The following is a 12786-nucleotide window of genomic DNA, read 5'->3' as shown; positions in this document are numbered from 1 at the left end:
TACCCAAAGTTTTTCTTATAACTGATCGTATATTTAGCCGACTGCCACGACCCAGGCAAATAGATGATGCTGTGCCATCGCCCATTCCGGGCACAGGAGCAGAACATGGCCGAAGCCCGAAAAACCGCCCTGGTTGTGGGCGCCAATGGCGTGATTGGCGGCAATCTTATCGAACATCTGGCCACATTGGATGATTGGGATATTGTCGGGCTGTCACGCCGCGGCGGTGTCACCACCGACCGTGCCCGCTATATCGCCGTCGATTTGCTCGACCGCGAGGCCACCCGCGCTGCACTCGCCGAGCTGTCCGATGTCACCCATATTTTTTATGCCGCCTACCAGGATCGCCCCAGTTGGGCCGAGCTGGTGCCACCAAACCTGGCCATGCTGGTCAATGTCGTAGACGCGATCGAGCCCATCGCCAGCCGGTTGCAGCACATCAGCCTGATGCAGGGCTACAAGGTCTATGGCGCCCATCTGGGCCCCTTCAAGACACCCGCACGCGAGAGTGACGCCAATCACATGCCGCCTGAATTCAATATCGACCAGCAAGCGTTTCTGGAAGGGCGGCAGGTCGGGCAAAGCTGGACATGGTCGGCGCTGCGTCCCTCGGTGGTTATCGGTTTCGGGTTAGGCAATCCGATGAACCTTGCCATGGTTATCGCCATCTATGCCAGCATGTCCAAGGAACTCGGGCTGCCGCTGCGTTTCCCGGGCAAGCCCGGCGCTTATGACAGCCTGCTGGAAATGACGGATGCGGGGCTCTTGGCGCGGGCCACCGTCTGGGCCGCCACCACGCCCGCCTGCGCCAACCAGGCGCTCAATATCACTAATGGCGACCTGTTTCGCTGGAACGAGATGTGGCCCAGAATCGCCGCCTATTTCGAGCTGGAGGTGGCACCACCCCTGCCGATGAACCTGGCGACCATCATGGCCGACAAGGCGCAGCTATGGGCAGAAATGGTGGCCCGTCACGGGCTGGCTGATATCAGCTATCAGGACGTATCATCTTGGCCGTTCGGCGATGCGGTCTTTGCCTGGGACTATGACTTTTTCGCCGACGGATCGAAGGCACGGCGCTTGGGCTTTCACGAGCATGTCGACACGGCGGCAATGTTCTTCTCGGTATTCGACGATCTGCGGGCGCGAAAGATTACAAGATAGCAATTGTGAGAGGGGGCGGTGCCCAGTCCCCGCCCCTTACACGTCGCTGAAATCCACTAGTCCGAGGCCGAATCTGTGCCCTTGCGCAGGTACATCCTGATACCCACCAACGCGCCAACAAAGATCGCCCCCACCATCGCCGCATCTGCCGCATAGGGTGGCATCTGCATGATGCCTTGATGTTCCGCGATAGCCATCGTCAGACGCAACCCGAAATAGGTCAATGCGACCGTCCCATAGGCGAAGCGCAAGTGCTTGGGCGCAAGCATTACGAAGTTGCTGAAACTGACCATGCTTCACTACGTGGTTGGTATCCCTTCCTTCGTAAAGCAACGAAGCCAATCATGCTTGCGTGCATCGCGATTGCAGTTAACAGCGAGCGGCTCGGCGGGAGGACAGATAACGCTGGATTTTTTGGCTTGATGCCGAACGGCACTAAGGGGTGGTAAGCGGAACGGCGGCTTTCAGAATTTGATATCAACATCCGTTCACGACAATGGATGAAATTGGGCGTCCGTTCTGATCGATAAAATCGTATTTTGAAGTCCAGCCGTATTCAAAGGCGGATTCCCAGCCGGCATCCGAAGCACACATCATGTTAAGAAGATGATTTCTCATGCTTTTGCGAATCGAAGTAATCTCACGCAGGAATTGGTTCCGCACGCTCCATTCAAGTACATAGTTCTTTTCTAGGCAGTCGACCTCTGCATGAACTTCTAGGAATTCCAAAAGTTCGGACTGGGCAACTCGTTGATTGACCTTGATAGCCCGCTCCTGAAAAATCTCACAAAAAAGACCCTCCATTTCCGCACCTGCGGCGTCCATTGTTGTTGTGAGAAAAATGCTGCCGGCTAAGAACATAAAAAACTGAAATGCTAAAATTAGTATTTGCCACGTCCTAGGCGAGTGTCGCGCATTTTTATTGTCATGGCTTTTACCAATCACAGGCGCATCCCCACTTCACTGTCGTACATTTAAACACCTCTGCCAGTAAATTTATATAGCAGTAGCTAGGCGGAAAGACTCATAAAGGGCTGGTGCGAAGCAAGACCTTTAGGGCCCGGATTTGTGGCCTACAAGCGGCTGCTTTTTTGGCGGTTACCCCGTCTTGCTAAACGTCCGAAATGGGGTCGAAATCGGACATTGCAAAAAACTTATCCCCGCCCCTTCACCCCATGTCACTATACCTCCATTCCCGCCAGTTACGCGGCCCGCACGCAGGGCCGGGTGGGGAGACCGTGGGATGGGGGCGCCTGTCCAGTGGGGTTGGAAACTCGGCAGCCGGACCTGCAAGAATGGTACCGCCTGAACCGGACCCTGCATAAAAAGCGGATCGTGACGGGCGGCCATTGGCCCACTCTATTAGTTTCGGAAGGTCCAATGGCCGCCCGTTACCGTATAACCGCGACGCCATACCGGCCGGGCGGCGCTTTCGGCTGTCCGGAGGAGAAACCTACCCCTCGATCGTATCCTTGCGCATCTGGCTGGGCGTCATGCCATAGGCCTTGCGGAAATGTTCGTAGAACTGGGTCTGGCTGACGAAACCGGACTGGAATGCCACATTGGCGATGGAGGTATTGCCGTCAAACAACAATGACCGTGCCCGGATCAGCCGCATCCGGACCACGAATTTCTGCACCGAAATGCTCATCACCTTGGTGAAAAGATTGGTCGCGTAATTGGGATGCAGCCCCACCACATGGGCAATGTCCTCCGCAGTCAGCGGCTCGGTGATGTTCTCCACGATATGCCGCACCATACGCACTACATAGCGCACGGGCGAGCCGGTGCGGGTGCGGCTGCCAGTCGGCTCGATCCAGGGCGACAGCAGCAGGTCCCAGCCGGTGATGGCCGCCCGCCGGAACATGGTGCCGATTTCCAGCCGCACGATATCGGTACGCAGTGAATTGCCGCTGCGATAATCGCCGTGCCAGCGCTCCAGCGTGTCGAGCCCGATGGCATCGGGGAGCAGCTGGATCACCCCGCCGCCCATCAGGGTTTCGGTCAGCCGCCCCAATTGCGGCATATGCAGGAACGAATCCATCGGCAGGTAGATATTGTGCTGTTTGCCGGCAATCGCATCGCCGCTCAGCCCCACGGTCTGGTGCGGAATACCGGCCCAGAACGCCACCAGCCGATCGGCCCCCACCGTAATGGCCCGTCCGTCGAACAAATAGTCCATCGTGCCGTGCGTGAGCCAGTTGAACTCGATATGACCATGGCTGTGAGCGGCCGCCATCAGCTGGGGTGTAAAGGCCCGCATGCCGAAGCGACCAAAGGCCTTGCCCGAGGCATAAAAGCTGCGGTCCGGCCGCGGCGTGGGGCGCGGCGCCCGCTGCCTGGGCAGCCGGACCAGGTCACCGGCAGCGTTGAGTTCGTCCATTGCACGATTTTCCAAATCTTAGAAACCCGGAAGAAGTCTCTATCATTCCGGATTGCTTCGGCCATGGCAAGGCGTACCATTCAAGCATTGCACGGGAGACGGGCTCGAATGGGATATTCGGCCTCTGGCTCAAGCCAGTCCGTTGCCATGGGAGGAACTATGAGAAAACACGCTATTGCCCTTGGCGGGGCAGGCTTGATGCTGGGTATTTCCCTTCTTGCGGCGCAAGCCCAGACAGTGGCCCCCACCACCCCGCCCGAACCACCGAAATTCGACGCCCAGCAGGTTCCCACCTTCGTGGGGATCAAGGATATCCAGGAATTCAAGGCGCTGCCTGAATATCACGAGCCCGACTACGTCAAGGCGTTCGTGGATGCCGGCAAGCTGCCGCCCGTTGCCGAGCGCCTGCCCAAGGAGCCCCTGGTCTACAAGACCGCCAACATGCCCGACGGCATCGGCACCTATGGCGATGTGATGCGCCACGTCATCGGCGGTCGTCCGGAAGGCTGGAACTACAGCGCCGGCCAGACCCAGGGCTGGGGCGGCATCGATATCGGCCTCTCCGAATGCCTGACGCGCACCGGCCCGCTGTTCCAGGTCAAGGCCGAGGAACTCGAGCCCCTGCCGAACCTCGCCAAGAGCTGGGAATGGTCCGAAGACGGCCATCAGCTGACCATGCACCTGATCGAAGGCGCCAAATGGTCCGACGGCGACCCCTTCGACGCCGAAGACATCATGTTCTACTGGAACGATGTGCTGCTCGATCCCCAGGTCACCCCGCTCAATGGCGCTTCGCCCGAGACGTTCGGCGTCGGCACCACGCTTGAAGAGGTCGATCCCTACACGATCAAATGGACCTTCAAGGACGTCAAGCCGACCCAATATCTCTATGCCATGGCCTACGGCAATTTCTGCCCCGGTCCGAGCCATATCCTCAAGGCCGAGCATCCCAAATACAAGGATGGCGCGACCTATGACCAGTTCAAGAACGCCTTCCCGCCTGAATATCTCAACATCCCGGTCATGGGTGCCTGGGCGCCGGTGGAATATCGCGCCAACGACATCATCGTGATGCGCCGCAATCCCTATTACTGGAAGGTTGACGAGAACGGCAACCAGCTCCCCTACCTGAACGAGTTGCAATATCGCCTGTCCACCTGGGCAGACCGCGACGTGCAGGCCGTGGCCGGTTCGGGCGATCTGTCCAATCTCGAACAGCCGGAAAGCTTCGTCGAAGCCCTCCGCCGTTCGGCCGAAGAATCCGCGCCCGCCCGTCTCGCCTTCGGCGCTCGCACCATCTCCTACTCGCTCTATCCGAACCTGTCGGCCAATGGCTGGGGCGAACCAGATGCCCGCGGCCAGGCCGTGCGCGAACTCAACCGCAATCTCGATTTCCGCAAAGCCGTAACCTACGCGCTTGATCGCCAGGCGCTGGGCGAAGCCCTGGTCAAGGGCCCCTTCACCACGCCTTACGCAGGCGGGCTGATGCCACCGACCAGCTATTACGACAATGACTCCACAGTCTATTATCCGTACTCGCTGGACGACGCCAAGGCACTGCTGGAAAAAGCCGGCCTGGTCGATACCGATGGCAATGGCTTCGTCAACTTCCCGGCCGATGTGGTGGGCGGTGCGGATGTCGAAATTACCCTGCTGGCAACCTCCGACTACCAGACCGACAAGAGCCTGGCCGAAGGCGTGATCGCCCAGATGGAACGCCTTGGTCTGCGCGTCATTGCGCAGTTCCAGGCCGGCAACCAGCGCGATGCCAACTATCAAGCTGGCAAGTTCGACTGGCAGGTCCTTAGAAACGGCGCCGACCTGATCACCGTGGTGCAGAACACCCAGAACCTGGCGCCTACCGGCCCCCAGATCAGCTACAACCACCGCGCCGGCACCGATGGCACGCAGGATTTTCTGCCCTTCGAGCAGGAGATGGTGGACACGGTCAACAGCTTCGTCGCCACGGCCGATCCGGCCGAGCGCATCGAGCTGATGAAGACCTACCAGCGTCTCTATACCGAGAACCTGTTTGCCATAGGCCTCACCCAATATCCGGGTGCGCTGATCATCAACAAGCGCTTCGTCAACGTGCCTCCGGGCACCCCGATCCTGCAGTTCAACTGGGCCGAAGACAGCCTGATCCGCGAACGCCTCTATGTTCCGGCCGAGCAGCAATCGTCCAACGAACTGTTCCCCGATACCCTGCCGGGCGCCCCCGGCGTCGGTAACGGTCCGATCAAGAGCAACTAAGCTCTTCTCCCGGCGAGGGGCTCCGGCCCCTCGTCACCCACAGACTTAAGATGAGCCGCTCCAGATGATCCGTTTCCTCATATCGCGCATCCTGTCGGCGATACCCATTCTGCTCGTATTGAGCCTTGTCACCTTCGCCATCATCCAGGCGCCTCCCGGCGACTATGGCGACTATATCCAGTCCATGGCCATCAATCAGGGCGGCGCTTCCTTCGAAGCTGCCAAGGCCCAGGCCGATGCCTATCGCGCCGCCAATGGCCTGTTCGACCCCCTGCCCGTGCAATATGTCAACTGGATCTGGGGCATCATCACCCGCTTCGATTTCGGCCACTCGCTCTATTTCAACAAGCCCGTTGGCGCCGTCGTGGCCGAGCGCCTGCCCGCCACCATCCTGCTGGCGCTGACCTGCCATATCCTGGCCTCGGCCATCGGCATCACCATGGGCATCGTGGCCGCTACCCGTCAGTATTCCTGGGTCGATACCCTGTTCGGCTTCGTCTCGTTCCTCGGCATGACCATCCCGCGGTTCCTGCTGGCTATCGTCATCATGTATTTCCTGGTCTTCCGCATGGGCGTGCAGGATGTGGGCAATTTCTTCTCGCCCCGCTATGGCGGTGCCCCCTGGAGCTGGGACAAGTTCGTCGATCTGGTCAAGCACGTCTGGCCGGTCATCGCCATCGCCACCTTTGGTGGCCTGGCCTACAATATGCGCGTAATGAGGGCCAATCTGCTCGACGTGCTCAATGCCCAATATGTGGAAACCGCCCGCGCCAAGGGCCTCAGCCACGGTGCAGTGATCATGAAGCATGCAGTGCCCAATGCGCTGCATCCGCTCGTCGCCTATCAGGGCGTGGTGCTGCCCTATATGCTGACCGGCGAAATCGAAGTCGCCATCGTCTTCGGCCTTGCCACCGTCGGCCCGGCCATCACCGGCTCCATGGCCGTCGGCGACGTCTGGGTCACCGCCACCTTCATGCTGGTGCTCGCCACCACCCTGATCATCGGCAATATCATTTCGGACATGATGCTGGCCGTGCTCGATCCCCGTATCCGGCTGGGAGACGCATGATGGCTCGCGATACCATCGATCAATCCATCCCCCTGCCTCCCGATGCCGGCGCCGCCATGCCCACTGCCGCCACCGAGTCACAGGCCGACGTCAACTCCGCCGGCGCTATCAATCCGCGCTATGCCAATAGCGAAAGCTATTCGAGCCTGGTCTGGCGTCGCTTCCGCCGCTCCATCATGGGCATGCTCGGCATGATCCTGGTCGTGCTGTTGTTGCTCGTCGCGGTGTTTGCCGATTTCTTCGCCCCGCACGATCCCAAGCAGACCAATATCGGCTTTGCCCCGCCTGACACGATCAGCTTCTTCCACGCCGATGGCAGCTTCTCCCCGCTTCCGGTGGTCTATCCGATCAGCGAAGGCGAGGAACTCGACCCCGTCACCTTCCAGCCCATTGTCGGCCCGGATTATGAAAACCCGACCGAGCTGGGCTTCTTTGTGCCGGGCTATGCCTACCACATCCTCTGGGTGATCCCGGCCAATATCCATTTCTTCGGCCCCACCGATCCGGCCAAGACCTTCCACCTGCTGGGCACCGACAAGTTCGGTCGCGACATCCTTTCGCGCGGCATTGTCGGCTCCCGTATCTCGCTCACCATTGCCCTCGTCGTGACGCTCCTGACCACCGTGGTCGGCACACTGGTCGGCATTACCTCGGGCTATCTGGGCGGCAGGTTCGACCGCTGGACGCAGAAATTCGTCGAATTCGTCCTCGCCTTCCCGCAACTGCCCCTCTATTTGGCACTGACCTCGCTCATCCCCATCACTGCCCCCTCCAATGTCTTCATCGCCTTCGTCATCGGCGTCATGGCGGTGCTGGGCTGGGCGCAATTGAGCCGGGAAGTGCGCTCCAAGACCCTGTCGCTGGCCCGCATCGAATATGTCCGCGCCGCCATCGCCGTGGGCTCCTCGGATGGCCGCATCATCACCCGCCATATCTTGCCCAACGTGCTCAGCCACGTCATCGTGGCGGTGACGCTGTCGGTGCCTTCGGTTGTGCTGCTCGAAAGCTTCCTCGGCTTCCTGGGTTTTGCGGTGAAGCCGCCGCTGATCTCCTGGGGCCTAATGCTGCAGGATACCGGCTCCTTCTCGGTGATCGGCTCCTATCCCTGGATCCTGTCGCCCGTCATCTTCGTGCTGATCACCGTCTTTGCGTTCAACGCATTGGGCGATGGCCTGCGCGACGCCGTCGATCCGTATTGAGGACCAGGCCATGCCAGACACCAATCACCAGCCTGTTTCCAATACCCGCCACGATGCCGATAGCCACGGCCGCGAACTGATCCTCGATGCGCGCAATATCGGGGTCGATTTCAAGGTCGAGGGCGGCGTGGTTCACGCCGTGCACGACGTGTCCTTCCAGCTGCACAAGGGCGAAACCATCGCTCTGGTGGGGGAATCCGGCTCGGGCAAATCCGTCACCGCCCGCACGCTGATGAAGCTGCTGACCAAGCGGGCAACCATTCTGCCCAATTCGCGCATCACGCTCTCGGGCAAGGATGTCGTCGCCACCAGCGAGCGCGATATGCGCAAGCTGCGCGGCAATGATATCGCCATGATCTTCCAGGAGCCGATGAGCTCGCTAAACCCGGTCTACACCATCGGCCAGCAGATCTGCGAAATCCTGCATCTCCACAACCGCATCTCCCGCAAGGAGGCCATGGAGCGCGCCGAAAAGCTGCTCGAGGAAGTGCAAATCCCCGATCCCGGTGCCCGGCTTCGCCAATATCCGCACCAGCTCTCTGGCGGCCAGCGCCAGCGCGTCATGATCGCCATGGCGCTCGCCAATCGCCCCGATGTGCTGATCGCCGATGAGCCCACCACCGCCCTCGATGTGACGGTGCAGGCCCAGATTCTGAACCTGCTCAAGGACCTAAAGGACAAGTATGGCATGGCGGTGATCCTGATCACCCATGACCTGACCGTGGTCCGCCAGTTCTCCGACTATGTCTATGTCATGCAGAACGGCCGTGTGCAGGAGCACAATGCCACCGAGGCTTTGTTCGCCAATCCGCAACACGCCTATACCCGCCACCTGCTCGCCTCCGAGCCCAAGGGCACGGCCAATCCTCTGGTCGGCGAGCAGGACACGGTGCTCGAAGGCAAGAACGTCAAGGTCTCCTACACCCTCAAGCGCGGCGGCTTCTTCAAGCCCGATTTCTTCGAACTCAAGGCGGTCGACAATCTCGACATCAAGCTGGCCCGCCACGAAACCCTCGGCATTGTGGGCGAATCCGGCTCCGGCAAGACCACGTTCGGCCAGGCCCTGATCCGGCTGATCAACAATCAGGGTGGGGAAATCTTCTTCGACGGCCAGCCGATCCACGATCGGGATCGCGCCGCTATGCGCCCGCTGCGCAGCCGCATGCAGATCGTCTTCCAGGATCCCTTCGCCAGCCTTAATCCCCGCATGTCGATCCGCCAGATCATCGAGGAAGGCCTGATCGTCAACAATATCGGGGCCAATGGCCGCGAGCGGCTCGATCGGGTCCGCCAGGCGCTCAAGGATGCCGGCATGCCCGATGGCATTCTCAACCGTTTCCCGCATGAATTTTCCGGCGGCCAGCGCCAGCGCATCGCCATTGCCCGCGCCGTGGCGCTGGAGCCCGAATTCATCCTGCTGGACGAGCCCACCTCGGCGCTCGACCTGTCCGTGCAGGCCCAGATCATCGATCTGCTGCGCAAGCTGCAGGACGAGAAGGGCTTGTCCTACCTGTTCATCAGCCACGATCTCAAGGTCGTGCGCGCCCTCTGCCACCGCGTCATGGTCATGCAACACGGCAAAATTGTCGAACAAGGCCCGGTCGCCGATGTCCTCACCAATCCTCAAACCGAATATACGGCTCGGCTGGTCCGCGCCGCATTCGAAATAGCCGCCTAACGCTGGAGCATTCCCCAATGGCAAACCCCAAGATCACATTCATCGGTGCCGGATCGGCCGTGTTCATGAAGAACATTGTCGGCGATATCCTGCAGCGCCCGGCGCTTGCAGGCGCCACCATCCGCCTGATGGACATCAATCCCACGCGGCTGGAAGAAAGCGAAGTCATCGCCAAAAAGCTGATCTCGACGCTGGGCGTACCGGCCAAGGTCGAGACCTATTCCAACCAGCGCCAGGCCCTGGACGGCACCAATTTCGTCGTCGTCTGCTTCCAGATCGGTGGCTATGAGCCCTCGACCGTCATCGACTTCGACGTGCCGAAAAAATACAATCTGCGCCAGACCATTGCCGACACCCTGGGCGTTGGCGGCATCATGCGCGGCCTCCGCACCGTGCCCCATCTCTGGAGCATCTGCGAAGACATGCTGCAGGTCGCGCCCGACGCGATCATGCTGCAATATGTCAACCCGATGGCCATCAATACCTGGGCCATTGCCGAGAAATACCCCACCATCAAGCAGGTCGGCCTCTGCCACTCGGTGCAGGGCACGGCCATGGAACTGGCCCATGATCTCGAGATTCCCTACGAGGAAATCCGCTATCGCTCGGCCGGCATCAACCACATGGCCTTCTACCTCAAATTCGAGCATCGCCAGCCCGACGGGTCCTACAAGGATCTCTACCCGGACCTGTTCAAGGCCTATGCAGAAGGCCGCGCGCCCAAGCCGACCTGGAATCCGCGCTGCCCCAATAAGGTGCGCTACGAAATGATGACGCGCCTCGGCTATTTCGTCACCGAAAGCTCCGAGCACTTTGCCGAATACACGCCCTACTTCATCAAGGAAGGCCGTGAGGACATCATCGAGAAGTTCGGCATCCCGCTCGACGAATATCCCAAGCGCTGCGTCGAGCAGATCGCCAAGTGGAAAAAGACCTCCGAGGACTACCGCAACGCTGACCGCATCGAGGTTCAGCAGTCCAAGGAATACGCCTCCTCCATCGTCAACTCGGTCTGGACCGGCGAGCCCTCGGTGATCTACGGCAATCTGCGCAACAACGGCGTCATCACCAACCTGCCCAACAATGCAGCCGTGGAAGTGCCATGTCTGGTCGATAGCAATGGCCTGCAGCCCACCTTTATCGGCGACCTGCCGCCCCAACTGACCGCGCTGATCCGCACCAATATCAATGTGCAGGAACTGACCGTTCAGGCGCTGATGACGGAAAATCGCGAGCACATCTACCACGCCGCGATGATGGACCCCCACACCGCTGCCGAACTCGATCTCGACCAGATCTGGAACCTGGTCGACGATCTCCTTGAAGCCCATGGCACTATGTTGCCCGAATGGGCCCGCGGCTCCCGGAAGCAGCGCGTCGCCTGACGCTAACCTCCCCTGCTTCCAAAAAGCGGCCCCGGCGCTCTGCGCTGGGGCCGTTTGGTTTTAGTGCCGCCGCGCCAGCACGCCACCGTCAAAGGGTAACTTTGTGCTCACCCCGAAATAGCAAAACGGGCGCTCGTGGAGCGCCCATTTCGGGAGGAATATCGATGACCTAAAGTTTAGTGATGCCCGCCCACGACTTCGCGCAGTTCCTCCACTGAGCGAACCTTCTTGCGGGCGGCGCCTTCCCAATCCTTGGTCTTGACGGTGCCCTTAGCGAGCCGTTCCTTGGCGGCCGGGACGGCGTCCTTGTATTGCGGCAGCCACTGGGCCTGGGTCACCACCAACTCGTCCACCATCTGCCAGACTTCGTCCGGGGTGCAGATGGCGCCGACCAGCGGATCGTGCAGCACTGCCAGCTTGAGCATGTCGATATCGCCGGTCATCGCGGCTTCCACGCTCATGCGCTGCACCGAAATCGAGGCCGAGCAGGTGGCCGCGCAAGCCAGCGGCAGAGTGATACCTTCGACCATGTTGAGGCCGAAACGGTCAACAAAACCGGGGCTTTCGATGATGGCGTCATCAGGCAGATTGGTGATGATGCCATTGTTGCGTACGTTGAAATGCCCGCGATAGACGCGCCCGGTTTCCATCGCCTCGATAATGTAAGAGGCGTGTTCGGAGGTGCGCTTATGCTGGTCGAGCGGCTTGGCGGCCTGTTCGAGGAACATCGGGAAATCGGTTTCGAACCAGTTCCGGCGCTCGGTCGAGTAGCGCAGATAGCCGCCGGTTTCGCCATGAATCCAGTCGCTCATGTCGATCCACTTGGAGATTTCCTCCGGGCGCTTGCGATACCAGGGCAGGTATTCGCTGAGGTGGCCATTGGACTCGGTGGAATAGACGCCGAAACGCTTGAGCACGTCGATGCGGACTTTTTCCTGCTTGGAATAGACCGGATGGGCTTCGAAAGCGGCGATCAACTCGTCCTTTTCGATCTTGCGACCCTTGGCGCGAATATCGATATACCAGGTCTGGTGATTGATGCCCGAGCACACATAATCGAGCTCGCTATCCGCCACGCCCAGCACTTGGGCGATCTGATGCGCCCCGTGCTGCACGCCATGGCACAGGCCAATGGTCTGCACACCGCCATAGGCATTAGCGGCCCAAGTGTTCATCGCCATGGGGTTGGCATAGTTGAGGAACACCGCGCCAGGCTCGGCTACTTCCTTGATATCCTTGCAAAATTCAAGGATCACCGGGATATTGCGCTGCCCGTAGAGAATGCCGCCGGCGCAGAGCGTGTCGCCCACGCATTGGTCGACGCCATATTTCAGCGGCACCGAAATGTCGGAGGCAAAAGCCTCGAGCCCACCGACGCGGACGCAGCTCATGATGTAGCGGGCGCCAGTAATGGCGGCCCGGCGATCGGTCGTGGCCGTCACCTTGGCCGGCAGATTATTGACCGCAACGATCTTGGCGATGATCTGGTGGACCATATCCAGGTTGTGCGGATTGAGATCGGTCAGCGCGAATTCGCAATCGGCGAATTCGGGTACCTTGAGCAGGTCCGAGATCAGCGTCTTGGTGAAGCCGACCGAGCCGGCGCCGATGACGGTAACTTTGAATGACATGACGTTCCTCCGGGACGCAGCACA

Annotated in this window: 10 protein-coding genes; 6 read left to right on the top strand and 4 right to left on the bottom strand. The window is 60.0% G+C overall.

Going from position 1 to position 12786, the window contains the following annotated elements:
- The first annotated feature begins 105 nt into the window (after positions 1-105).
- Positions 106-1164 (top strand): SDR family oxidoreductase, encoded by a 1059-nt coding sequence (locus N8A98_RS14660; RefSeq protein ID WP_262166384.1) that lies wholly within the window; start codon positions 106-108, stop codon positions 1162-1164.
- Between the two features lie 56 nt (positions 1165-1220).
- Here N8A98_RS14660 and N8A98_RS14655 read toward each other — a convergent pair whose 3' ends face one another.
- From N8A98_RS14655 to N8A98_RS14645, 3 genes are all read right to left on the bottom strand, one after another.
- Positions 1221-1457 (bottom strand): hypothetical protein, encoded by a 237-nt coding sequence (locus tag N8A98_RS14655; protein ID WP_262166383.1) that lies wholly within the window; start codon positions 1455-1457, stop codon positions 1221-1223.
- Between the two features lie 184 nt (positions 1458-1641).
- Positions 1642-2109, bottom strand: a complete 468-nt coding sequence (locus tag N8A98_RS14650; RefSeq protein ID WP_262166381.1) for a hypothetical protein — start codon at positions 2107-2109, stop codon at positions 1642-1644.
- Between the two features lie 508 nt (positions 2110-2617).
- The gene (locus tag N8A98_RS14645) at positions 2618-3547 is read right to left on the bottom strand and encodes a helix-turn-helix domain-containing protein (RefSeq protein ID WP_113120964.1); all 930 of its coding nucleotides are present in this window, start codon (positions 3545-3547) and stop codon (positions 2618-2620) included.
- A 159-nt stretch (positions 3548-3706) separates the two neighbouring features.
- Here N8A98_RS14645 and N8A98_RS14640 point away from each other — a divergent pair, with 159 nt between their 5' ends.
- The 5 genes from N8A98_RS14640 to melA (N8A98_RS14620) all read left to right on the top strand — a co-directional run bounded on the left by N8A98_RS14640 (position 3707) and on the right by melA (N8A98_RS14620) (position 11131).
- Positions 3707-5800: an ABC transporter substrate-binding protein gene (locus tag N8A98_RS14640; protein ID WP_113120963.1), complete on the top strand. Its 2094-nt coding sequence runs from the start codon at positions 3707-3709 to the stop codon at positions 5798-5800.
- A gap of 64 nt (positions 5801-5864) precedes the next feature.
- Positions 5865-6869 (top strand): ABC transporter permease, encoded by a 1005-nt coding sequence (locus N8A98_RS14635; RefSeq protein ID WP_113120962.1) that lies wholly within the window; start codon positions 5865-5867, stop codon positions 6867-6869.
- Complete coding sequence (locus N8A98_RS14630) at positions 6866-8068, top strand: ABC transporter permease (RefSeq protein ID WP_262166377.1); 1203 nt, start codon at positions 6866-6868, stop codon at positions 8066-8068. The genes N8A98_RS14635 and N8A98_RS14630 overlap by 4 nt, the downstream gene beginning before the upstream one ends.
- A gap of 10 nt (positions 8069-8078) precedes the next feature.
- Positions 8079-9746: an ABC transporter ATP-binding protein gene (locus N8A98_RS14625; RefSeq protein WP_262166375.1), complete on the top strand. Its 1668-nt coding sequence runs from the start codon at positions 8079-8081 to the stop codon at positions 9744-9746.
- A 17-nt stretch (positions 9747-9763) separates the two neighbouring features.
- Complete coding sequence (gene melA, locus N8A98_RS14620; RefSeq protein ID WP_262166374.1) at positions 9764-11131, top strand: alpha-glucosidase/alpha-galactosidase; 1368 nt, start codon at positions 9764-9766, stop codon at positions 11129-11131.
- A gap of 176 nt (positions 11132-11307) precedes the next feature.
- Here melA (N8A98_RS14620) and melA (N8A98_RS14615) read toward each other — a convergent pair whose 3' ends face one another.
- Positions 11308-12762, bottom strand: a complete 1455-nt coding sequence (gene melA / locus N8A98_RS14615; RefSeq protein ID WP_262166372.1) for an alpha-glucosidase/alpha-galactosidase — start codon at positions 12760-12762, stop codon at positions 11308-11310.
- Between the last annotated feature and the right edge of the window lie 24 nt (positions 12763-12786).

Origin of the sequence: Devosia neptuniae (assembly GCF_025452235.1) — a bacterium.
Taxonomy (GTDB): domain Bacteria; phylum Pseudomonadota; class Alphaproteobacteria; order Rhizobiales; family Devosiaceae; genus Devosia.
This window is presented reverse-complemented; position numbering and strand designations above follow the sequence as displayed.